Annotated in this window: 20 protein-coding genes; 7 read left to right on the top strand and 13 right to left on the bottom strand. The window is 68.9% G+C overall.

The genetic code is table 11. The annotated features are described in order from the left end of the window. The first annotated feature begins 3 nt into the window (after positions 1-3). The 5 genes from ACWCPQ_RS06690 to ACWCPQ_RS06670 all read left to right on the top strand — a co-directional run bounded on the left by ACWCPQ_RS06690 (position 4) and on the right by ACWCPQ_RS06670 (position 5,071). Entirely contained in the window at positions 4-963 is a 960-nt protein-coding gene (locus tag ACWCPQ_RS06690) for an SDR family NAD(P)-dependent oxidoreductase (RefSeq protein ID WP_449895590.1), read from the top strand. Between the two features lie 116 nt (positions 964-1,079). Further along, the gene (locus tag ACWCPQ_RS06685; protein WP_449895588.1) at positions 1,080-2,195 is read left to right on the top strand and encodes a 4Fe-4S binding protein; all 1,116 of its coding nucleotides are present in this window, start codon (positions 1,080-1,082) and stop codon (positions 2,193-2,195) included. A 111-nt stretch (positions 2,196-2,306) separates the two neighbouring features. Then, complete coding sequence (locus tag ACWCPQ_RS06680; protein ID WP_449895586.1) at positions 2,307-2,942, top strand: precorrin-8X methylmutase; 636 nt, start codon at positions 2,307-2,309, stop codon at positions 2,940-2,942. Then, complete coding sequence (gene cobJ, locus ACWCPQ_RS06675) at positions 2,939-4,486, top strand: precorrin-3B C(17)-methyltransferase (protein WP_449895584.1); 1,548 nt, start codon at positions 2,939-2,941, stop codon at positions 4,484-4,486. The genes ACWCPQ_RS06680 and cobJ overlap by 4 nt, the downstream gene beginning before the upstream one ends. A 129-nt stretch (positions 4,487-4,615) precedes the next feature. Beyond that, positions 4,616-5,071: a PadR family transcriptional regulator gene (locus tag ACWCPQ_RS06670; protein WP_449896216.1), complete on the top strand. Its 456-nt coding sequence runs from the start codon at positions 4,616-4,618 to the stop codon at positions 5,069-5,071. 141 nt (positions 5,072-5,212) lie between these two features. On the opposite strand, the gene ACWCPQ_RS06665 is transcribed toward ACWCPQ_RS06670, so the two are convergent. The 4 genes from ACWCPQ_RS06665 to ACWCPQ_RS06650 all read right to left on the bottom strand — a co-directional run bounded on the left by ACWCPQ_RS06665 (position 5,213) and on the right by ACWCPQ_RS06650 (position 8,731). Beyond that, positions 5,213-5,986: a cobalt-precorrin-6A reductase gene (locus ACWCPQ_RS06665; protein ID WP_449896214.1), complete on the bottom strand. Its 774-nt coding sequence runs from the start codon at positions 5,984-5,986 to the stop codon at positions 5,213-5,215. Continuing rightward, entirely contained in the window at positions 5,983-6,609 is a 627-nt protein-coding gene (locus tag ACWCPQ_RS06660) for a hypothetical protein (protein WP_449895582.1), read from the bottom strand. Before ACWCPQ_RS06660 ends, ACWCPQ_RS06665 begins: the two co-directional genes overlap by 4 nt. 92 nt (positions 6,610-6,701) lie before the next feature. Then, positions 6,702-7,970, bottom strand: coding sequence for a precorrin-6y C5,15-methyltransferase (decarboxylating) subunit CbiE (gene cbiE, locus ACWCPQ_RS06655; RefSeq protein ID WP_449895580.1), 1,269 nt, complete (start codon positions 7,968-7,970; stop codon positions 6,702-6,704). Next, complete coding sequence (locus ACWCPQ_RS06650; RefSeq protein WP_449895578.1) at positions 7,967-8,731, bottom strand: SDR family NAD(P)-dependent oxidoreductase; 765 nt, start codon at positions 8,729-8,731, stop codon at positions 7,967-7,969. The genes cbiE and ACWCPQ_RS06650 overlap by 4 nt, the downstream gene beginning before the upstream one ends. 83 nt (positions 8,732-8,814) lie before the next feature. On the opposite strand from ACWCPQ_RS06650, the gene ACWCPQ_RS06645 reads away from it, so the two are divergent. Continuing rightward, entirely contained in the window at positions 8,815-9,219 is a 405-nt protein-coding gene (locus ACWCPQ_RS06645) for a PPOX class F420-dependent oxidoreductase (protein ID WP_449895576.1), read from the top strand. 29 nt (positions 9,220-9,248) lie between these two features. On the opposite strand, the gene ACWCPQ_RS06640 is transcribed toward ACWCPQ_RS06645, so the two are convergent. After that, positions 9,249-10,388 (bottom strand): M24 family metallopeptidase, encoded by a 1,140-nt coding sequence (locus ACWCPQ_RS06640; RefSeq protein WP_449895574.1) that lies wholly within the window; start codon positions 10,386-10,388, stop codon positions 9,249-9,251. Between the two features lie 70 nt (positions 10,389-10,458). Here ACWCPQ_RS06640 and ACWCPQ_RS06635 point away from each other — a divergent pair, with 70 nt between their 5' ends. Next, positions 10,459-11,439 (top strand): 5'-3' exonuclease, encoded by a 981-nt coding sequence (locus tag ACWCPQ_RS06635; protein WP_449895572.1) that lies wholly within the window; start codon positions 10,459-10,461, stop codon positions 11,437-11,439. Positions 11,440-11,488: 49 nt separating this feature from the next. On the opposite strand, the gene ACWCPQ_RS06630 is transcribed toward ACWCPQ_RS06635, so the two are convergent. The 8 genes from ACWCPQ_RS06630 to pafA all read right to left on the bottom strand — a co-directional run bounded on the left by ACWCPQ_RS06630 (position 11,489) and on the right by pafA (position 21,589). After that, entirely contained in the window at positions 11,489-12,274 is a 786-nt protein-coding gene (locus ACWCPQ_RS06630; RefSeq protein WP_449895570.1) for a DUF4333 domain-containing protein, read from the bottom strand. A gap of 153 nt (positions 12,275-12,427) precedes the next feature. Beyond that, on the bottom strand, positions 12,428-15,130 hold the full coding sequence (locus ACWCPQ_RS06625) for a DEAD/DEAH box helicase (RefSeq protein WP_449895568.1): 2,703 nt from the start codon (positions 15,128-15,130) through the stop codon (positions 12,428-12,430). A 69-nt stretch (positions 15,131-15,199) separates the two neighbouring features. After that, positions 15,200-16,168 carry a twin-arginine translocase subunit TatC gene (gene tatC / locus ACWCPQ_RS06620; protein WP_449895566.1) on the bottom strand — a complete coding sequence of 323 codons (969 nt, stop codon included), beginning with the start codon at positions 16,166-16,168 and terminating at the stop codon, positions 15,200-15,202. Between the two features lie 170 nt (positions 16,169-16,338). Continuing rightward, the gene (gene tatA / locus ACWCPQ_RS06615) at positions 16,339-16,593 is read right to left on the bottom strand and encodes a Sec-independent protein translocase subunit TatA (protein WP_449895564.1); all 255 of its coding nucleotides are present in this window, start codon (positions 16,591-16,593) and stop codon (positions 16,339-16,341) included. Between the two features lie 158 nt (positions 16,594-16,751). Next, a complete protein-coding gene (locus ACWCPQ_RS06610; protein WP_449895563.1) occupies positions 16,752-17,729 on the bottom strand; it encodes a helix-turn-helix transcriptional regulator in 978 nt (325 codons plus the stop codon). Beyond that, complete coding sequence (locus ACWCPQ_RS06605) at positions 17,726-18,721, bottom strand: helix-turn-helix transcriptional regulator (protein ID WP_449895561.1); 996 nt, start codon at positions 18,719-18,721, stop codon at positions 17,726-17,728. The genes ACWCPQ_RS06610 and ACWCPQ_RS06605 overlap by 4 nt, the downstream gene beginning before the upstream one ends. 668 nt (positions 18,722-19,389) lie before the next feature. Further along, the gene (locus tag ACWCPQ_RS06600; RefSeq protein WP_449895559.1) at positions 19,390-20,025 is read right to left on the bottom strand and encodes a hypothetical protein; all 636 of its coding nucleotides are present in this window, start codon (positions 20,023-20,025) and stop codon (positions 19,390-19,392) included. Positions 20,026-20,230: 205 nt separating this feature from the next. Then, positions 20,231-21,589, bottom strand: coding sequence for a Pup--protein ligase (pafA, locus tag ACWCPQ_RS06595; protein ID WP_449895558.1), 1,359 nt, complete (start codon positions 21,587-21,589; stop codon positions 20,231-20,233). Positions 21,590-22,070 lie beyond the last annotated feature (481 nt).

Here is a 22,070-nt window from a genome sequence, read left to right as displayed (position 1 = left end):
CCGATGATCCGTACAGTCGACACTCTGCTCGACCGGACGATAGTGCCCGGCTATACCCGGCTCGGCTACCACCTGCGCAAAGCGTGCTGGACCCGCGCCGAACCCGACGCCCTGCGGGGGAAAACCGCCCTGGTCACCGGCGCGAACTCCGGTATCGGCAAATCGATCGCCACCCGGTTCGCGGGTCTGGGCGCCCGCACGGTACTCGCGGTCCGCGATTCCGGACGTGGGGAGCGAGCCCGGCTCGAGATCCTCGCCGCCGTCCCCGGCGCCCAGGTGGAGCTGGTGTTGTGCGATATCGCCGAACCGGCCAGCGTGGACACCTGCGCCCGGAACCTCACCGAACGCTACGCGGCACTGGACGTGCTGGTCCACAACGCCGGCGTGCTACCTCCCGACCGTGCCGAGAACTCCGTCGGCAATGAACTGACCCTGGCCACCCACGTGCTGGGACCACTACGGTTCACCGACCGGATCACCCCGCTGCTCGCGGCCTCCGGCGCCGCCCGGATCATCTTCGTGGCCTCGGGCGGAATGTACGCGCAGCCGCTGCCCGCCGACGATCCGCAGTACCGCAGCGGCGAATACCGGGGTGCCACCGCCTATGCCCGCACCAAACGCATCCAGGTCGCGTTCGGCCCGCTCCTGGACGGGCGCCTCGCCGATCACGGCGTCGGCGTGCACAGTATGCATCCGGGCTGGGTCGACACCCCCGGGATCACCGCGGCCCTCCCTCGCTTCAGTTCCGCGCTGCGACCGGCCATGCGCACCGCCGACGAGGGCGCCGATACCGCGGTATGGCTGGCTACGACCGACCCGGCCCCGCTCTCGGGACATTTCTGGCACGACCGGCGGATCCGCGACGAACACTATCTGCGGCACACCCGCTACCCGGAGAGCGCGCTGCTGTCGCTCTGGGAGTACTGCCTGGCCGAGGCCGAAGTCGCGCTGCACCCGCACTGACCACCGCCCGGGTAGCGCTCGGGCCTCCGGCGTATCCACCGGACCGATGAATCGCGCTCCGCCGCACCGTCCTTCCTTCCGAGCCCACGTGGATCTCGTGACGAGAAGGAGTCCCGATGCCGGAAACCGATCACGAACCGGCCGCCCCACGGCGGCTGTCCCAACATCCGACCGTTCAGGCGATGGCCGGCCGGGACCGAGCGAAACCCGATCCGGTGCTGTCCGCCGACCGGCTCCGCGAGATCTGCCGCGCGGCCGGCGCCGACGATGCCGGGTTCGTCGCGGTGGACGATCCGCGGGTGGCCGACGAGGTGGAACACGCGCGCGGAATCCTGCCCGCCGCGCGGACCTTCGTCGCGTTCTGTGTGCGGATGAACCGCGACAACCTGCGCAGCCCGCAGCGCAGTCTCGCCAATACCGAGTTCAATCACGCCGACGACGAGACCAACCAGGTCTCCCGCCGGATCACCCGGGCGCTACAGGACGCCGGGTATCGAGCTGTGTATCCGGCGCCGGGATACCCGATGGAAGTCGAGCAGTTCCCGGGCCGAATCTGGGTGATCGCCCACAAAGTGGTCGCCGAGGCCGCCGGACTGGGCGTCATGGGAATCCACCGCAATGTGATCCACCCCCGGTTCGGGAATTTCGTCCTGCTCGGCACCGTCGTCACCGACGCGGTCGTCGATTCCCCGAGCGCACCCCTGGATTTCAACCCCTGTCTCGAATGCAAGCTCTGTGTCTCGGCGTGCCCGGTCGGTGCGATAACCCCGGACGGGGGATTCGATTTCCAGGCCTGCTACACGCACAACTACCGCGAATTCATGGGCGGTTTCACCGATTGGGCGGAAACGGTCGCCGACAGTGCCGATCGAGCGGACTACCGGCAGCGCGTCACCACCGGTGAATCGTTCTCGATGTGGCAGAGCCTGTCGTTCCAACCGAATTACAAGGCCGGCTACTGCATGGCCGTGTGCCCGGCCGGCGAGGATGTGATCGGCGCCTATCTCGACGACCGCAAAGGCCATCTCGACGAGGTGGTCCGGCCCCTGCAACACAAATCCGAACCCGTCTATGTGCTGCCCGGTTCCGCGGCCGAAGAACATGTGACGCGACGCTTCCCGAACAAGACACCCGCGCCGGTCGCCAACGGCTTCCCGGACGAGGTCAACGATCTGCTCGACCAGATCGGCCCGCGCCCACGGGGCAACGGCGGCGGGGCAACGCAGTCCTGAGCCGGCCGGGCGAGCGCTGGTGGCGACGCCACCGCCGCACGCGCGCCCGACCGCCGGGCCCAGGCCCACCCACGCCGGTCCACCATGGCACGCCCGGCATATGGTGTCCGCATGCCCGACACGCGCACCAGCTACGTCACCGACGCGGCCGAGATCTACCGCCGGTCGTTCTCGATCATCCGAGCCGAGGCCGACCTGGATCGCTTTCCGGCCGATATCGCGCAGGTGGTCGTGCGGATGATCCACGGCTGCGGCCAGGTCGACCTGGCCGGGGATGTGCTGTTCACCCCGGGAGTGGTCGCGGCGGCCCGGACGGCGCTGGGCGCGGGCGCGCCGATCCTGTGCGATGCGAACATGGTCGCTTCCGGCGTCACCCGCACGCGGCTTCCGGCGGACAACGAGGTGCTCTGCCTCCTGCGGGACCCCCGGGTACCGGAAATGGCGGCCGAGCTGGGAACCACGCGATCGGCGGCGGCACTCGAGCTGTGGCGGGAGCGGCTCGACGGCGCGGTGGTGGCCATCGGCAACGCGCCGACGGCGCTGTTCCACCTGCTGGACATGATCGCCGCCGGGGCGCCGAAACCCGCCGCGGTGCTCGGGATACCAGTGGGCTTCGTCGGCGCGGCCGAATCGAAGGACGCGCTCGCGGCGAGCCACGGCATCGAATACCTGACGGTCCGCGGGCGGCGCGGCGGAAGCGCGATCACCGCCTCCGCGTTGAATGCGATTGCGAGCGAAGTGGAATGACAGTGCGTGCGGGAAAACTCTGGGGGGTCGGACTCGGGCCGGGCGATCCGGAACTGGTGACGGTGAAGGCCGCCCGGGTGATCGGCGACGCCGATGTGATCGCCTTCCACAGCGCACGGCACGGCCGCAGTATCTCGCGCGGTATCGCCGAACCCTATATGCGGCCGGGCCAGCTCGAGGAACACCTGATCTACCCGGTCACCACTGAGACCACCGACCATCCGGGCGGTTATCAGGGCGCGATCGACGAGTTCTACACCGCGGCCGCCGAACGGCTGGCCGCCCATCTGGCGGCGGGCCGGTCGGTGGCGCTGCTGGCCGCCGGTGATCCGCTGTTCTACAGCTCCTATATGCATATGCACCGGCGGCTGGCCGATCGGTTCGAGGCCGAGATCATCCCCGGCATCACCTCGGTGAGCGCGGCCTCGGCGGCCCTGGGCACGCCGCTGGTCGAGGGCGAACAGGTACTGACCGTCCTGCCCGCGACACTGCCCGCCGACGAACTGACCCGCCGGCTCGCCGGCAGCGACGCGGCCGCGATCATGAAACTGGGCCGGACCTACCCCACCGTCCGCAAGGCGCTGGCCGATTCCGGTCGCCTCGAACGCGCCTACTACGTGGAGCGGGCCAGCACCGGACGCGAGCGGGTGCTCGCCGCCGGCGAGGTGGACGATGCCCGAGTCCCCTACTTCGCGATCACCATCGTCCCGGGCCCGGAACCGACGACACCGATCCCCGCCGGACGGACCGAAACCGGCGCCGAGCCGGACGAGCACACCGGACAGATCACGGCAGCCGGCATCGGCGAGGTGGTGGTCGTCGGTCTCGGCCCCGGCGATACGCGGTGGACCACCCCGGAGGTGACCGCGGCCCTGGCCGCGGCCACCGACCTGGTCGGCTACACCACCTATATCGACCGGGTCCCGGCCCGCCCGGGACAGCGGCGCCACAGCAGCGACAACAAGGTCGAGTCCGAACGCGCCGCCATGGCTCTGGACCTGGCCCGCCGCGGCGGCCGGGTCGCGGTCGTGTCCTCCGGCGATCCGGGAGTGTTCGCGATGGCCGCGGCGGTACTGGAGGAATCCGCCGACCCGCAGTGGGCGGGTGTGCCGGTGCGGGTACTGCCGGGAATGACGGCGGCGAACGCGGTGGCGGGCCGGGTCGGCGCGCCGCTCGGTCACGACTACGCCACCATCTCCCTGTCCGACCGGCTCAAACCGTGGGATGTGGTGGCCGCGCGACTCGCGGCCGTGGCCGCCGCCGATATGGCGATCGCGGTCTACAACCCCGCCTCGAGCCAGCGCACCTGGCAGGTCGGCGCCATGAAGGAGATCCTGCTCGAACACCGCGCCCCGCACACTCCGGTGGTGCTCGGTCGCGATGTGGGTGGGCCGACCGAATCGGTGCGGGTGGTGACGCTGGGTGAACTGGAACCCGGCGAGGTCGATATGCGGACCCTGCTGATCATCGGGGCCTCCACCACCGCGGTATTCGACGCCGGAGGCGAGCCCCGGGTCTACACCGCGCGGCGCTATCACGCCTGAGCCCACCTCATCCGATAGCATTCCACTATGGAATAGAGCCGGTGGAAGGACAACGTGGTGAACGGCAAACAGAAGCGGCCACTGAACTCCACGGCCGCCTCACTTCTGGGATTTCTGCACGAAGGACCGATGTCGGGCTGGGATCTGGTGACACTGGCCCAGGAACGGATCGGCGATTTCTGGACCATCACCCAGAGCCAGGTCTACCGGGAACTCGGGGCCATGGACGCAGCGGGTCTGGTGGTGAAGGGCGAGACCGGTGCCCGGGAACGCACGCCGTACCGCATCACCGACGCGGGGCGCGCCGAATTCGCCGAATGGATCGCCCGTGACCCGAATCCTGAGACCATCCGGTTCCCGCTGTTGCTGACCCTGCATTTCGGTGGCCATCTGGAATCCGCGCATCTGGCATCGATCATCGACAATGCCCGCAAGATCCACCAGGAACGCCTGGACCGCTATCGCGCCGAAGCGACCGGTCCGGGTCTGTCCCCGCATTCGCGGGCGACACTCGAATTCGGTATCGGATACGAACGCGCGGTACTCGACTGGTTCGACCGGTTACCCGAAATGCTCAGCTCCTGAACTCACCGAACCGATTCCGCGAGCCGGCCGTCGAATCGGGGCGTATCCCGTACCGGGTCTTCCCCCTTCACCGTGATGCCGTGATGCCGTGATGCCGTGATCGTCGTGCCGTAGCGGCGATCGTTCAAGTCCCGGGCTCGGTCAACCCGGGTCGGTCCGGCCGCTCGCCGGATCTCCGGTAGCCCACGCGGACAGTACTTCTCGCGCTTCGTCGACCGTCCCCACCACGGTGACCCCGGCCGGAACAGGCGGCCGGTCCACGACCACCACCGGAATCCCGGCGGCCCGCGCGGCGGTGAGTTTCGCGGCCGTGGCCCTACCCCCGCTGTCCTTGGTGACCATCACATCGATGCGATGCCCGGTCAGCAGGGCGGATTCTTCCTCGACGGTGAACGGGCCACGCGTCGAGAGGATTTCGTGTCGCGGCGGAAGCGCGCCCGTGGGCGGGTCGATGACGCGGACGAGATACCACGGCCGCGGATACCCGGTAAAAGCCTCCACTCCCTGACGACCGATGGTCAGCAGGATCCGCTCCCCCAGTTCGGCGGACCTGCGGGCGGCAGCCGCCAGATCGGGAACCCGATACCAGCGGTCACCGGGCCCGGCCGTCCAGCCCGGTCGGCTCAACCGGATCATGGGTATACCGAGTTGCGCGGTGGCCTGCGCGGCATGCGCGGTCATCGTGGCCGCGAACGGATGGGTGGCGTCGACGACGAGCTGTGTCCGATTCTCCCGCAACCATTTCCGCAGACCCGCGACCCCGCCGAACCCACCGATCCGCACCTCGCCCACCGGGCGGATCGGATCGGATACGCGACCGGCGAGCGAGGACACGATCTCGTGTTCTCGCTCGCCGGTGAGCAGTCGGGCGAGTTCCCGGGCTTCCCCGGTCCCGCCCAGCAGCAGAATTCTCAGGGCTGGCCGCTGAAGTAGGCGATGGCCGAATCCAGCAGCGGCGGGCCGCCGGCGACCGCGAGGCCGATACCGGCGCCGATGATGGCGCCCGGGATGAGCCCGACACCCAGGAACAGGAACCCGATACCCGCGCCGATGGCGGCGCCCACGGCCGCACCCAGCGAGGCCGCCTGCAGTTCACTCATGAACCACTGCTGAGCGCCGATGAACTGCGCCTGCGCGGGGGCGCCGCCCGCCACCGGGGTGGCCTGCGGGGTCAGGGTCAACCGGCTGTTGCCCTCGTCGATGGTCGCGGCGACCGCGACCACCTGGCCGTTGGTGGTCTGGGTGAGCGGAATACCGGCGAGCCGATCCCCGGCGGCATTGCTCAGCACGACCGTATTGTTGGTGGTGTCGAGGCTGAACGCACCGCCGGAAACCGTGGTGACCAGCGATTTTCCGGTCTGGGCCAGTGCCAGGGTGTAGTCGACGCCGCGATCGTGACCGGTGACCTCCGGAACCGCGTTCTCCTGCTGCTCGACAGCGGGCGCCGTCGGAGCGGGCGCCGCGTAGCCCGTGCCCGCGGCGATACCGGTGGCCGCGGCCGCCATGATCGCGGTCGCGGCGAACTTCTTGTATTTCACTAGCGATCTCCCCGTCGCGCGCGAATCCGCCTGACCCGCGCTAGGAACCCCCGTGACCTTACTCCCGATGCCCGATTCGTCCATTCGGGTTGTCACATACGGGAACCCTGCCCGGACCGGCCCTTCACCACCGACCACTGTGTCACCGGTAGCTGCGGCCGCCACGTGGTGAAGCGGCCCAGCGGTTCGCCGCGGTAGATCTGGAAGCGGCGCAGGCTACCGCCGTATGCCGCCGACCAGCTCGACAACAGTGCCTCCGATTCCCCGGTGACCGCATTGGCCACCAGGCGACCGCCGCTGGGCAGCCGCGACCAACAGTGGTCGAACAAACCCGGTGTGGTCAGACCGCCACCGAGAAAGATCGCGTCGGGAGCGGCCGGTGCGTCGCCACCGGCGAGTTCGGCCACGGCCTCACCGCGCACCTCGATATCGGGCACACCGAGCAGGGTGGCGTTGGCGCCGATCTGGTCCCGGCGACGCTGCAGAATCTCGAAGGTGACCGCCCGGCAGGCGGGATGGGTACGGCACCATTCGATGGCGATACTGCCCGATCCGCCCCCGATATCCCACAGGGTCTCACCAGGGCCGGGCGCGAGCGCCGCGAGCGTGAGTGCCCGGATCTCGGATTTGGTGAGCTGCCCGTCGCCGCCGTAGGCGCTGTCGGGAAGTCCGGGCAGCCGGGTGAGACGGGTGTACCCGGATTCGGCCGACGCGGTGACGGCGACGATATTCAGCGGATCGCCGGGGGGTTCGCACCAGGTGCCGGCAATCCCGGACACCAGACGCTCCGACGGTCCACCCAACTGTTCCAGCACAGTCAGCGCCGACGGGCCGAAACCGTTGTCACGCAACAATTCCGCGATCCGCCCCGGAGTTCCGGCGTCGGCGCTGAGCACCAGCACCCGCCGTCCCTCGGCCAGCTCGGGCAGCAGCCGTTCGAGCGGCCGGCCGACGGCACTCACGATTCCCACCTCCGGGACCGGCCAACCCAGCCGGGCACAGGCCAGCGACGCCGCCGACGGCTGTGGGAACACCCGCAACGAGCCCGGACCGAGCAGCCGGGCCAGGGTGACGCCGATTCCGAAAAACATCGGGTCACCGCTGGCGAGTACCCCGAGACGGGTATCGCGGTGCTCGGCCAGCAGACCGGGCAGAGCGGGCAGCAGCGGGGACGGCCACGGTTCCCGGCGCGCGGTCACTTCGTCCGGCAGCAGCGCGAGCTGGCGGGCCGAACCGAACAGCACCGCGCAGTCGCGCAGTACTTCCCGGTACCGTTGCGGCAACCCCGCCCAACCGTCGGCGCCGATCCCCACCACCGGTATCGGCGGCCCGGATCGGGTGGGTGCCGGATCCGCGGTCACCGCGGCAGCCGCCGCCAGACGGCCTGGGGCAGCAGGCGCATCCCGAAGAACACCGGGCGCAGGATCCCCGGAATCCAGATCCGCGTGGTCCGGCGGCCCAGTGCGGTCACCACCGCGGTGGCGACCTGGTCCGGGGAGCTGGAGAACGGGGCCGGGCTCATACCCTCGGTCATCCGGCCCTCCACGAATCCCGGCCGGGCCAGCAGCAGATGGACACCGGAACCGTGCAGCGCGTCGGCCAGACCGGAGGCGAAACCGTCCAATCCGGCCTTGGCCGATCCGTAGACGTAGTTGGCGCGCCGCACCCGGATCCCGGCCACCGAACCGAACACCACCAGCTGGCCGCTGCCTCGGGCCCGCATTTCGTTGGCGAGCACGGTCAGCACACTGATCTGGGCCGTGTAATCGGTGTGCACCACCGCCAGCGCATGGGCCGGATCCTCCTCGGCACGGCGCTGTTCGCCCAGCACGCCGAAGGCCAGTACGGCGACGCCGATCGGCCCGTAGTCGGCCGCGACCTTGCCGAGCAGCGCGGGATGACTCGCGGTATCGTCGGCATCGAACTCCACCGGATACACCGCGGTCGCCCCGGCAGCGGTCAGCGCCGCCGTCTCGTTGTCCAGATCCTCGCAGCGCCGGGCAGCCAGTACCACCGCCCGCCCGGGCGCGAGCCGCAACGCGACCTGCAGGCCGATCTCACTGCGCCCACCCAGCACCAGCACCGTGCCCGGGTCGATCCCTCGTGTTCGACGCACAACCATGCGCTCAGTCTGTCATCCGCCCGAACCGGCCCGGGGAACCGGGAGACGTGCCGGGCCGGGCCGGCGCCCGCTACGGTCGGTCCATGACGCTGCGTACTGTCGAATTGTCCCCGGCGGCCGTCGAGTTCCTCACCGAACGGCATCTGGCCACCCTCACCACCCTGCGTGCCGACGGCACCCCGCATATGGTGCCGGTGGGTTTCACCTGGGACCCAGGTGCCGGACTGGCCCGGGTGATCACCGACGGCGCCTCGGTGAAGGCCCGTAACGTGCGCCGATCCGGCTATGCGGCGGTCGGGCAGGTGGACGGGGCGCGCTGGCTCACGCTGGAGGGCCCGGCCACCGTACTCGACGACCCCGCCGCGGTACTGGAGGCCGAACGCCGGTACGCGCAGCGTTACCGGGTGCCGCGGGAGAACCCGACCCGGGTGGTGCTGGCCATCGAGGTACAGCGGGTGTTGTGCGGGGTCCGGTTGCGCGCGGGCTGAACCCGCGGCCGGTGGTGGTGCCGGGGCCGCTAGCTGTCGGCCGGGAGGACGGTGAGCCCGTGCGGGCGCTCGTTCATCGACACACACCCGTCCTCGGTGACGACCACGATATCCTCGATCCGGGCGCCCCACTCGCCCGGGAAATAGATCCCGGGTTCGATGCTGAAGGCCATCCCGGGCCGCAACTCGAGCTGATTACCGGCGACGATATAGGGCTCCTCGTGCACCGACAGGCCGATACCGTGCCCGGTCCGGTGCACGAACGCGGGCCCGAAACCGGCAGCCTCCAGCGGTTCGCGGGCGGCGGCGTCGACAGCCTCGGCCGGGATACCCGGACGCACCGCGGCGACGGCGGCGGCCTGGGCACGTTCCAACTCGGCGCAGCGGGCCGCGATCTCCGGATCCGGTTCGCCCAGCACATAGGTCCGGGTGGAATCGGAATAGTAGCCGGGATCCACCGGTCCCCCGATATCGATGACCACCACGTCTCCGGCTGCGATACGGCGATCGGACACCTCGTGATGCGGGTTGGCACCGTTGGGGCCACTGCCCACGATCACGAACGCCGCCTCGCTATGGCCTTCGGCCACGATGGCATCGGTGATGTCCTTGCCGACCTCGGCCTCGGTGCGTCCGACCCGCAGGAACTCCCCCATCCGGGCATGCACCCGGTCGATGGCCGCACCCGCCCGGCGCAGCGCCTCGATCTCGGCATCGTCCTTGATCATGCGCAGTTCGCGCAGCACCGGTGTCGCCGAGACCGGCAGCCCGCTGAAACTACGTGCCAGCGGCAGCAGATGCAGTGCGGGCATGGCATCGGCCACCGCGACGCGCGAGCCGATATGCAACGCCGACTGGACCAGTTGGTAGGGATCGACCCCGTCCACCCAGTCCAGCACTCGCAATCCGAGTTCGTCCACCGCCGAATCCCGCAGCCCGGACACCTCGAGTTTCGGGATGACCACCGACGGCGTGGCCTTGTCGGAGGTGATCACCAGACAGGTCAATCGCTCGAACGACTGGGCCGCCGATCCGATGAGATACCGCAGATCCGGACCGGGGGTGATGAGCAAGGCATCCAGATGGGCGTCGCGGATCAATTGCACCGCCCGCTCCAGTCGCTGCCCGTAGACATCCGCCGCGAACCGTGGCTCCGTGTGCGCGCTCATGATCTCGAAGGTACCCCGCCGCCCGGGGCGGGACATCGGATACGTCGGTGGCGCCTTGTAGATTCACCGGGTGACTACGACCGAATCCACGCCGCGTCCGCTGCTGCTGCTGGACGGAGCGAGTCTGTGGTTCCGGGCCTTCTACGCGATCCCGGACAAGATCACCGCGTCCGACGGCAGATCGGTGAACGCCCTGCGCGGGTTCACCGATATGGTCGCCTCCCTCGTCACCAAGCATCGTCCCGCCCGGCTGGTGGTGTGCCTGGACCTGGATTGGCGGCCACAGTACCGGGTGGACCTGGTGCCCACCTACAAAGCGCACCGCCTGGACACCTCCGCTACGGCCGAACCGGGCGCCGAGGAGGTGCCGGACCGGCTCACTCCGCAGGTCGAGATGATCCTCGAGGTGCTGGCCGCCGCCGGTATCGCCACCGGGGGCGCCGAGGGCCTGGAGGCCGATGACGTACTGGGCACCCTGGCCTCGACCGAACTCGCCGATCCGGTGATCGTGGTCAGTGGTGACCGGGATCTGCTGCAACTGGTACGCGATACTCCCGCACCGCCGGTGCGGGTGCTGTACGCGGGCCGCGGGCTGGCCAAGGCCGAACTGTTCGGTCCCGCGGAAGTCGCCGCCAAATACGGTGTGCCGCAGGAGAACGCGGGCCCCGCGTACGCGGATATGGCGACGCTGCGCGGAGATTCGTCCGACGGTCTGCCGGGTGCCGCCGGAATCGGCGAGAAAACCGCCGCCACGCTGATCAGCCGGTTCGGTTCGCTGGAGGCGCTGCGGGCCGCGGTCGACGATCCCGGTGCCGATCTGGCGCAGGGCGTCCGGGCGAAACTCCGCGCCGCGGCCGGCTATCTGGACGCGGCGGCGCCGGTGGTGCGGGTGGTCCGCGACGCGGATGTGATCCTGTCGCGACCCGATATCCTGCACCCGATCCCCGCCGATGCCGACGCACTGCAGGAATTGGCTCGCGCCTACAACGCCGAGAGCCCGGTCGCGCGGCTGGTCAAGGCACTGGCGAACTGTTCGGTGAACTGCCCGTGATATCGAGAACCCGCCGGAGGGCAGCATCCGGCGGGTCGATCCGGTCGGATCAGCTCGGGCGGCCGACCTCGTAGGTACCGTCGTCCTTGGTGATCTTGACGCTGACCGTTTTGGCCTCGCCGCCGACCTTCAGATCGCAGGTGAAGGTGGCGTCCACGGCGACCTCCTGGCCCGCGGGGCACTGGACGTCCTTGACATCCTCGATGCCGTAGGACTCCGACAGGACCTTCGCGACGCCGGTCTGGACAGCGGCCTGATCGAGCTGATCCTTGGCGGTGAGAGTGAGGATACCGACGACGGCACCGGCGACTAGCACGACCGCGAGCAGCGCCAGCCCGACGATGAGCCCGGTCTTCTTACCGCCGCCCGCGGGCTGCTGCTGCGGCGCCCACTGCTGCTGATTCGGCTGACCCCACTGCCCGGACTGGGCCTGCGGCTGCTGCCCCCACTGCTGCTGGTTCGGATCACCCCATTGCGGTTGCTGCTGCGGGTCGGGAGCGCCCCACTGTTGCTGCGGCTGCGGCTGCTGCCCCCACTGCTGCTGGTTCGGATCGCCCCACTGCTGCGGCTGCGGCTGCTGCGGCTGGGGCTGGCTCCATTGCTGCTGCTGTTGCGGCGGGGCCGGCTGCCACTGCTGACCGCCCTGATCGCTGCCCCACTGCTGAGTGGGCTGCGCCTGCTGCGGGTCGGGCTGATTCACCGGGGGCTGCGCGGGCGGCTGATTCCCCCACTGCGGCGCCGCACCGGGCGGCGGCTGCCCACCCCAGACCTGGGTGGGATCGTTACGTCCCTCCCCGGGGCCCGGGGCGTCGTTCGGTCCGTACGGCCCGCTCATCTGGTTGCCTCCACTCGCATTGTCGAACACACGGTAGCCCCCCGCGTGCGGTTGAAATCAAACCACAATCGATGGTCTCACGCTGCGCCTACCGAGGCATGAGCGAGGACCCTGCGTGGTTACGCTCCGCTACCGCCTCCGGGCCTGACTCTCTCATGCCGCGTCCACCGCGACGACACCACGCCGAATCGCCCGCACAGCCTTGGCCGCGGTGGCGGCGACCTCGGTATCGTCTGCGGTGCTGTGGATCTGGTCGAGCAGATCGATCACCTGCCGGCACCAGCGCACGAAATCACCGGCCGACAGCGGCGTGCCCTGATCACCGCTGGCCAGCAGCGAATCCGCCAGCGCGTCACCGCGGGCCCACTTGTGGATACCGCCGACGAAGCCGAGATCGGGCTCGCGACTGGGTGCCAGCCGGTGCTCGGACTCGTCGTTGCGCAACCGTGACCACTCGGCGATGGTGTCGGCCACCGCGCGCCGGACCGGCGCGGTGGGCCCGGTGGCGCCGAGATAGCCACCCTCCGAACGCGATTCGTATACCAGGATCGACACCACAGCGGCCAGTTCGGCGGGGCCGAGGCCGCGCCACAGTCCCTGCCGCAGACATTCGGCGACGAGCAGATCGCTCTCCGCGTAGATCCGGGCCAGCCGCCGGCCGTCGGCGGTGACCTCCCCGTCGTGCACGAACCCGCGTTCCTCCAGCAGGCCGACGATCCGGTCGAAGGTACGCGCCAGCGAATTCGTGGTGGCCGCGACCTTCTGCCGCATCGACTCGGTTTCCCGGGCCACCCGGTTGTAACGCTCCCCCACCCGGGCCAGTTGTTCCCGATCGGGCCGGGAGTGGGCGGGATGCGCCCGCAGCGCCCGGCGCAGGGCGGCCAGTTCGACATCGTCGGCACCCGCGGCCCGCTTGTCGCGGCGCGCCCGGTGTGGCGCGGTGATCCCGGTACTGCGTAGCGCGGAGGCCAGATCACGGCGGATCCGCGCGGTGCGATGGTCGACCCGGCGCGGCAGTCGCATCCGGCCCAGCGGCTGGGCCGGAACCGGGAAATCGGCGACCGAGACCCGGCCCGCCCATTTGTCCTCGGTGAGCACCAGCGGCCGCGGGTCACCGGGGGTGGCGTCGGGTTCCAGGATCACCGCCAGCCCGGCCCGGCGCCCGGCACCGATGGCGACCACATCGCCGCGGCGCAGTTCGGTGAGCGCGGCGACACCCGCGGTGCGCCGATCGGTCCGGGTCTGCTGGTTGAGCCGGCGTTCCCGCTGCTTGATCCGTTCCCGCAACCCGAAGTACTCCAGGAAGTCGCCGTCCTCGCCACCGAGCTGGGCGGCGAGCTTACGCAGCTGCCCCTCGTTGCGTTCGATACCGCGCACCAGGCCCACCACCGATCGGTCGGCTTGGAACTGGGCGAAGGAACGCTCCAGCAGCAGCCGGGCCTCCTCGGCACCGAGCCGATCGATCAGGTTGATCGACATGTTGTATCCCGGCTTGAAGGAACTGCGCAGCGGATAGGTCCGGGTGGAGGCGAGACCGGCGACCGCGCTGGTATCGACCTCGGGCTGCCACAGAACGACCGCGTGCCCCTCCACATCGATACCGCGCCGCCCCGCCCGGCCGGTGAGCTGCGTGTACTCACCCGGAGTCAGTTCGGCATGGGTCTCACCGTTGAATTTGACCAGCCGTTCGAGCACCACCGTGCGCGCCGGCATATTGATACCCAGCGCCAGCGTCTCGGTGGCGAACACCGCCCGGACCAGACCCTTGACGAACAGCTCCTCGACGGTGTGCCGGAAGGCGGGCAGCATTCCGGCGTGATGCGCGGCCAGGCCCCGGTGCAGCGCCTCACGCCACTCCCAGTACCCGAGCACCTCCAGATCGGCGCGGGGCAGTTCACCGGTGTGCCTCTCGATGATCGCGTCGACCACTGTCGAATCCGCGGAACCACTCAGATCCAGCCCGGAACGGAGGCACTGGGCCAGCGCGCCGTCGCAACCGGCCCGGCTGAAGATGAACGTGATGGCCGGTAGCAGGCCTTCCTCGTCCAGCCGGGCCAAGACCTCGGGCCGCGGCAGCGGGCGGAAGAACCGCCGCGGGCCGCCCCGACCACGCGGACCACCACCCCAGTTCTCCATCCGATCCGCGCTCTCCCGCTGTTTGATGTAGCGGACCAGATCCGAATCGACCAGCACCCGCTGATCGGAGGATTCACTGTCGAAAAGATCGAACATCCGGCGGCCGACCATCACGTGCTGCCACAGCGGCACCGGCCGGGTCTCGTCCACCACCACGGCGGTATTGCCGCGCACGGTTTCCATCCAGGCGCCGAACTCCTCGGCGTTGGACACCGTCGCCGACAGGCTGACCAGCCGCACCTCCGGGGGCAGATGCAGGATGACCTCTTCCCAGACCGCGCCCCGGAACCGATCGGCCAGATAGTGCACCTCGTCCATCACCACGTGCGACAGCGAGCGCAGCGCCTCGGACGAGGCATAGATCATGTTCCGCAATACCTCGGTGGTCATCACCACGACCGGAGCATCGGAGTTGATCGACTGATCGCCGGTGAGCAGACCCACCTGATCGCGACCGTAACGCTCGGTGAGATCGGCGAATTTCTGATTCGACAGCGCTTTGATGGGCGTGGTGTAGAAGCATTTCCCACCGGAGGCCAGCGCCAGATGCACCGCGAATTCGCCGACGACGGTCTTCCCGGCGCCGGTGGGCGCGCAGACGAGTACCCCGTGCCCCTCCTCGAGGGCGGTACAGGCCTGGCGCTGGAAAGGGTCCAGCTCGAATGTCAGCTGGGCGGCGAACCGGGACAGTTCGGCGGTCAGCGACGCGTTCGGTGTCACGGCTCCGAGACTAATCGAGGAATACGACACGGGTCGCGCCGATAAATCCCGCGGGACATCCGGGAGCGGTCAGAGAGTGTCCGAATAGTCGGATGTGGACCGACCGGTCCGCTCCGGAGCGGGTACGGAATCGGCCGACCGGATCGGGGTCGCCGGATCCACGGAACCCGGAGCCTCGATCCGCGATGCCTCCTCATCGTCGAGGGCCGCCAGCTGCTGCTCCTCGATCCTGGCCCGGCGCCCGTCGTTGAACCGGGCGAACTGCACCGCGAACTCGAACAGCACCGTAAGGGCGAGCGCCAACGCCAGCATGGAGAACGGATCCTGCGGGGTGACGATCGCCGCGAAGACGAACAGACCGAAGATGATGCCCCGCCGCCACGCCTTCAGCTTCGCGTAGGGCAGCACGCCGATCAGGTTCAGCCCGACGATCAGCAGCGGTGTCTCGAAACTGACCCCGAAGATGATCAGCAACTGAATGATGAAACTGAAGTATTGGGAACCGCTCAACGCGGTGATCTGCACATTGTCACCGATGCTGAGCAGGAAGCTCAGGGCATGCGCGATAACCCAGTAGGCCAGCACCGCGCCGCCCACGAAAAGGAACGACCCGGTCACCACGAAACCGACCGCGTACTTGCGTTCCTTCGGGTACAGGCCCGGCGTCACGAACGCCCACGCCTGGTACAACCACACCGGACAGGCCAGCACCACACCCGCGGTCAAGCCCACCTTCAACCGGAGCATGAACTGCTCGAACGGCGCGGTGGCCAGCAACCGGCACTCGCCACCGGGCGTCAGCGAGGCGCGCGCCGAATCGGGCAGCGAACAATACGGTCCGCGCAGGATCTCGCCCAGGCTCTCCAGCCCGAAGAGCGAATGCGCGTACCAGAGGAATCCCACGATCGTGGTGACCAGCACAGCAGCCAGGGAGATCAGCAGCCGGGTGCGCAATTCCCGCAGATGGTCGACCAGGGACATGGTGCCATCGGGGTTGGTCCGGCGTTTGCTGTGCCGGGGGTCGAACGGAATTCGCATGGTGTGTGGATGCCCTCGTATCAGCGTGCCTCGCTCCGCTCGGCCTGCGGCGCTACCCGGTGCACCTGCGGTCCCCCGCACGGGCTACGGCCGGCGCCCGGTCGGCAGCGCCGGGTCGACAGCAATCGTATCCGGGCCCGGGCACACACCCGGACCCGCGGATACGGGAATCAGAGCGTTTTCGACTCGCTCCGGGACTCTGTGGCCTGCGCGCCCGTCTCCCGACCGGCCGGCAGTTCCGGAGCGGGCTGCGCGGTGGCGGTGCCCGCGGGCTTACCGTCGTTGTGCATCTCGCTCACTTCGCTCTTGAAGATCCGCAGCGACCGGCCGAGACTGCGGGCCGCGTCGGGCATCCGCTTCGCGCCGAAGAACACCACGAACAGCGCCGCGATGATCAGCCAGTGCCAGATGCTCAGACTGCCCATTGTGGTTACCTCCCAAGACTGTGGTCTTTCCGATGCTACCTGCCCAGACAGCCGCATCGAACCCAACCTGGGGCAGATGCCCGCACGTCACACGCCGTTGGACCGCCGTTCACGTCCACATCGGGTGGTAGCGGGCACGCGACGCGCCCCGCCGGGTGTCAGGCGGGCTCGTCGAGACCCGCAGCCAGATAAGCGGCCAGAGCCGCCTCGGAACGGTCCCGGACCGCCGCCACCAGCTCGGACGGACCCAGCACGGTCACCCCGGAACCGAACCCGAGCGCCAGCCGGGCCATCCAGTCCAGTGTGGCGAAACGCATGGTCGCCTCGATACTCCCGTCGGCGTGTACAGCCACCCGGTGCATCGGATACTGATCCAGCACCCAGCCGAAATCGGCGGCGATCCGCAACCGGGCCAGCGGCACCGCGGGATCGTCCTGGAACAGATCCAGCCCCGCCTCCGAATCGTGCGCCTCCCGCGGTGGACGGGCCGCCTCGTCGAGCTCCGCCGCCGATTCGATCCGGTCGAACCGGAACAGCCGCACCCCCTCGGCCTGCCGGCACCACGCCTGCAGATAACTGTTGTCGTCCACGGCGACGATCCGGATCGGATCGACCACCCGATCCGACACCACATCACGGCTCGCCGAGTAGTACTCCAGCCGCAACGCCCGCCGGGCCGCGACCGCGGACCGCACCGTGGTCACCGCGGGCGCCTCCGCGGGCGGGTCGCCGGCCGGACCGGTACCCGGCACCCGCGCCGCCCCGGAGATCGCCGACTCCAGCTTCGCGATAGCCGAATGCGCGGCGGTCGGATCCACCATCCCGGGCAGATCCACGATCGACCGCAACGCCACCAGCACCGCCGTCGCCTCGATCGAGGTCAACCGCAGCGGCCGCTCGATCCCGGCCGTGAACGTGACCTGCACACTCTCCTCGGAGAAAGACAGATCGATCAGATCACCCGGGCCGTACCCGGGCAAACCGCACATCCACAGCTGATTCAGATCGGCCATCAACTGTTTGGTCGTCACCCCCAGATCGGCGGCGGCCTCGGCCGCGCTGATCCCCGGATTGGCCACGAAATAAGGGACCATGTTCAACAGCCGCGACAGCCGCGCCGACAAGCGGGTGCTCACAACGCCACCTCCGTCCGGTCGATCACCGAACGCAGCCGCGCCACCACATCGGCCCGCAACTCCGCGGGCTCGAGCACCAGCGCATCGGCACCCAACCCGGTGATCAACCGAGCCAGCCAGTTCTGCGACCTGATCGGCACCTCGAGCACACTCCCCGGCCGGTCACCGACGGACCGGGAACCCACCACATCACCGATCCGGCGCAGATCCCGCCCACGGCCCTGCGCCACCCAGATCGTCGCCGAACCGGTGACCGGCACGCTCCCGGTCACCCGGGTGACGATCTCCCGCAGATCCGTACCCGCGGGCGGATGCACGGCATTACGCGGCCCGTACGCGGTGATCTCCTCCCCGATCCGCGACAACCGGAAAGTCCGCACCGCATCCCGATCCCGATCGTGCCCGACCAGATACCAGCGCCCCCGCAAGGTCACCACCCCCCACGGCTCGACATCGCGCATCAGGTACGGCGCGTTGCTGGCACCACGATGTTCGAACCGCACTGCCTGACCGGCATCGATCGCCGCCAGCAGCTTCCCCAGCACCGGCTCGGACCCGCGCGTCCGCGCAGGCACTGCCGGAATCGCCGCGAAAGCGGTATCGGTCTCGACGTGCACACCCCCGGCCCGCAACTTCAGCAACGCCCCGGCCGCGGCCGACGCCAACTCCGGCGACTCCCACATCTGCAACGCCACGGCAACGGCCGCCGACTCCTCACTGGTCAGATCGATATCCGGTAGCTCATAGGCGTCCCGATTGATGCGGTAACCCTCCACCGTCGAAAAACGACCGGACGGGCCCACCTCGAGAGGTATGCCCAGATCCCGGAGCTCGTTCTTGTCCCGCTCGAACATCCGACTGAAAGCCTCGTCGCTGGCACAGTCCTCATAGCCCGCGACACTCTCCCGGATACGCTCCGCAGTCAGGAACTGCCGAGTCGACAGCAGCGCGATGACCAGATTCATCAGGCGCTCGACCTTGGATATCGCCACCCGAGCAGGATAGTGCAGTGCTTATTCGCGCCGCCTTCGGCGGCGCGGGCGGGGCCCTCGTGACCCCGGTTCTTCGCTTCGTCGCTCCGGAACCGGGGCGGGCCCCGCCTTTGCGGCGGGCTCCGCCTTCAGCGTCGGCTTAGGGCCGAAAGCGGAAACGGGGTGCTCGTGAAATCACGTCTTCACCGCTTCACTCAGCCGGAGCGCTCCCTTCGCCGCACCGGAACCCGGGCGGACCCCGCCCTCCAAAGCAGGCTCCGCCGTCGGCATCAGCTGGCGGTAGAGGTGTTCGTGAGTCGCGTTTTCACCCCCCGTTCCAGGACCGGGGCGGGCCCGGCCACGACGGGCAGCCGTTCGGAGCCGACGGAAGTCGGGTGTGGGGGCGCGTGTCACCCGGACGGAGTGATCAGGACGTCGGGGGTTCGGAAGCTGCCGGATTCCGGAGAGCCCGACGATCGCGCATCGCCGGGTTTCTTCCGGTCGGTAGGTACGGGCGGCTGGATGGCCGGCGTAGCGAGCGGACTGTCCGGACAGCTTCGTAGGGAGGGTTGTGCTGCGTCGACTTCCGAGGTGGTGCCTACCGGTGCGGCGATATCGCCCGGCATCCGCCCGCTCACCGGCGTGGACTCCCGGCGGAGCCGCGTGGCCCCGACGGCGCCGCAAAGGGGCTAGTGGTCCGCGGCGGAGAAGATTTCCGGTCGGCCGACCAGGTAATCGCGCACCGCTGGGGAGAAATCGTGCTCGTCGAGCTCGTCCTGGACGGCTTCGAACCACGCGGTGTTCTCGACCCAGAACCGGTACACGAACTGCTCGAAATCGTCGGCCACGAGGATCAGCGCGGAGTTCAGGTGCTCGGCCGACGGTGCGGGTTCGCGCTCGCAGTACCGTTCACCCGCCGCGACGACCCGATGGGTTCCGTCGGACAAGATGTGCAGGTACCACAGGACGCAGTCCTGTGAATCGGCGAGAAACCGGACGAGGCGGTCGCCGTCGCCGAGTGGGCCGGGGATCGTCGAGGCGCCGACATCCCAATAGCAGTCGGTGCACGACGGGACCGCCCGCTGCAATTCTGGCCGGTCGAAGAAGGCGGCGAAAACGGCCGGCACCAGACTCCGCAGTGTCTTCGGCAGAGTGGCCGCGCCGGCGCTGCTACGGACCTCGCCCGGCGCCAGCCAGCCGAAGGTGCCGTCGAGAACACCATCGGGCAGAGCGGGGAGTTCGTCGAGCGCGAAGCGCTGATAGGTGCCGTCACACGGGCGGTAGGGGCCTAGGTCGGTACCGATCCAGCTCATCCGTAGATCCATGCGGCGCAGGGTAATACCCGACTCCGACACGATCCCGGCTCGGCGGCGAGCGGTCGTGCACAGCTGTGGGCAGGGCCGGGTGGACCGGGACCGTGGCCCGGCCGGCCTGCCGGGTCGCGTAACGCGGCGGCGGCGGATCCGGTCGACCGACGGAACGTCCCCGGCGCCGGGCGGACCTGGTCCGCTCGGCGCCGGGGACGATCGATCACATCGAAGCGATCAGGCGATCCACCCGTTCGTCCACCGAGCGGAACGGATCCTTGCACAGCACGGTCCGCTGAGCTTGATCGTTCAACTTGAGGTGGACCCAGTCGACCGTGAAATCACGGCCCGCGGCCTGAGCGGCGGTGATGAAATCGCCGCGCAGTTTGGCCCGGGTCGTCTGCGGCGGGGTGTCGACGGCGGCATCGACCGCGTCGTCCTCGGTGATCCGCTTCGCCAGACCCTTGCGCTGCAGCAGATCGAACACACCGCGACCGCGTTTGATGTCGTGGTAGGCCAGATCCAGCTGGGCGATCTTGGGATCGGCCAGCTCCATGCTGTACCGGTCCTGATACCGCTGGAACAGCTTGCGCTTGATCACCCAATCGATCTCGGTGTCCACCTTGGCGAAATCCTGCGATTCCACCGCGTCCAGGGTGCGGCCCCACAGATCGACCACCTGGTCGACCTGCGGATCACGATCCCGGTTGCGCAGATGCTCCACGGCGCGGGCGTAGTACTCGCGCTGGATATCCAGGGCACTGGCCTGCCGGCCCCCTGCCAGTCGGACCGGACGGCGACCGGTGAGATCGTGACTGACCTCCCGGATGGCCCGGATCGGGTTGTCCAGGGCGAAATCGCGGAACGACACCCCGGCCTCGATCATCTCCAGCACCAGGGCGGCGGTACCGACCTTGAGCATGGTGGTGGTCTCGGCCATATTCGAATCACCCACGATCACATGCAGGCGCCGGTATTTCTCGGCGTCGGCGTGTGGTTCGTCGCGGGTGTTGATGATCGGGCGCGACCGGGTGGTCGCGGAGGACACTCCCTCCCAGATGTGCTCGGCCCGCTGCGACAGGCAGAACGTGGCCGCCTTCGGCGTCTGCAGCACCTTGCCGGCCCCGCAGATCAACTGCCGGGTGACCAGGAAGGGCAGCAGCACATCGGAGATCCGGGAGAACTCGCCGGCCCGGACGACCAGGAAGTTCTCATGGCAACCGTAGGAGTTGCCCGCCGAATCCGTGTTGTTCTTGAACAGGTAGATGTCCCCGCCGATACCCTCCTCCGCGAGGCGCTGCTCGGCGTCGATGAGCAGCTCCTCCAGTACTCGCTCCCCGGCCCGGTCATGAGTGACCAGCTGGACCAGGCTGTCGCATTCGGCCGTGGCGTACTCCGGATGCGAACCGACGTCGAGATAGAGCCGGGCACCGTTTCGCAGGAACACATTGGAACTGCGCCCCCAGGAAACCACCCGGCGGAACAGATACCGGGCCACCTCGTCGGGGCTGAGCCGGCGGTGTCCGTGAAAGGTGCACGTCACACCGAATTCGGTCTCGATCCCCATAATTCGTCGCTGCACACTATCGAGGTTACAGCGCTGAATGATTCCTGCGGGTCAGTGCGGAAAACCCGATGTATACGGCTTGGCAACGATTTTTCCGTGTAGCCTTCGGCGACGCGGGACCGGGTCCTCACGACCCTGGTTCTCGGGCCCGGCAATCGATCGCTGCGCTCCTTCGCTCTGTCGCTCCAGCACCGGGGCGCGACCTCGCCGAGGTCGACCCTCCGGCGTGGGCGGCAGGTGGGCGCGGACGTGGATGTCGACCAGCCGAGGTGGCCGGCGATTCGGTGAGTGCTCGATCATCACCGATCCGGGGACGGGGGTGGCACGGGGCGGGTCGTGTGCCCTCTCGCACCGAGGCTGGGCGGGGCCCTACCAGCACTTCTGTGCGGAGATGAGCCTTGATGGGTTCACGGCGTGGGCAGCCGTGAACAGCCGCGGGTCGCGCACCGGTGCCCGGCGCGCGACCCGCGAATCCTGCTGCGATACCAACCGGACG

It is taken from the genome of Nocardia sp. NPDC001965 (assembly GCF_053594175.1).
This window is presented reverse-complemented; position numbering and strand designations above follow the sequence as displayed.

Bases quoted from the DNA above. Each gene is read 5' to 3' on its own strand.
- ACWCPQ_RS06690 (WP_449895590.1), top strand. From the start codon at position 4: ATGATCCGTACAGTCGACACTCTGCTCGACCGGACGATAGTGCCCGGC.
- ACWCPQ_RS06685 (WP_449895588.1), top strand. From the start codon at position 1,080: ATGCCGGAAACCGATCACGAACCGGCCGCCCCACGGCGGCTGTCCCAA.
- ACWCPQ_RS06680 (WP_449895586.1), top strand. From the start codon at position 2,307: ATGCCCGACACGCGCACCAGCTACGTCACCGACGCGGCCGAGATCTAC.
- cobJ (WP_449895584.1), top strand. From the start codon at position 2,939: ATGACAGTGCGTGCGGGAAAACTCTGGGGGGTCGGACTCGGGCCGGGC.
- ACWCPQ_RS06670 (WP_449896216.1), top strand. From the start codon at position 4,616: ATGTCGGGCTGGGATCTGGTGACACTGGCCCAGGAACGGATCGGCGAT.
- ACWCPQ_RS06650 (WP_449895578.1), bottom strand. From the start codon at position 8,731: ATGGTTGTGCGTCGAACACGAGGGATCGACCCGGGCACGGTGCTGGTG.
- ACWCPQ_RS06645 (WP_449895576.1), top strand. From the start codon at position 8,815: ATGACGCTGCGTACTGTCGAATTGTCCCCGGCGGCCGTCGAGTTCCTC.
- ACWCPQ_RS06640 (WP_449895574.1), bottom strand. From the start codon at position 10,388: ATGAGCGCGCACACGGAGCCACGGTTCGCGGCGGATGTCTACGGGCAG.
- ACWCPQ_RS06630 (WP_449895570.1), bottom strand. From the start codon at position 12,274: ATGAGCGGGCCGTACGGACCGAACGACGCCCCGGGCCCCGGGGAGGGA.
- tatC (WP_449895566.1), bottom strand. From the start codon at position 16,168: ATGCGAATTCCGTTCGACCCCCGGCACAGCAAACGCCGGACCAACCCC.
- tatA (WP_449895564.1), bottom strand. From the start codon at position 16,593: ATGGGCAGTCTGAGCATCTGGCACTGGCTGATCATCGCGGCGCTGTTC.
- ACWCPQ_RS06600 (WP_449895559.1), bottom strand. From the start codon at position 20,025: ATGGATCTACGGATGAGCTGGATCGGTACCGACCTAGGCCCCTACCGC.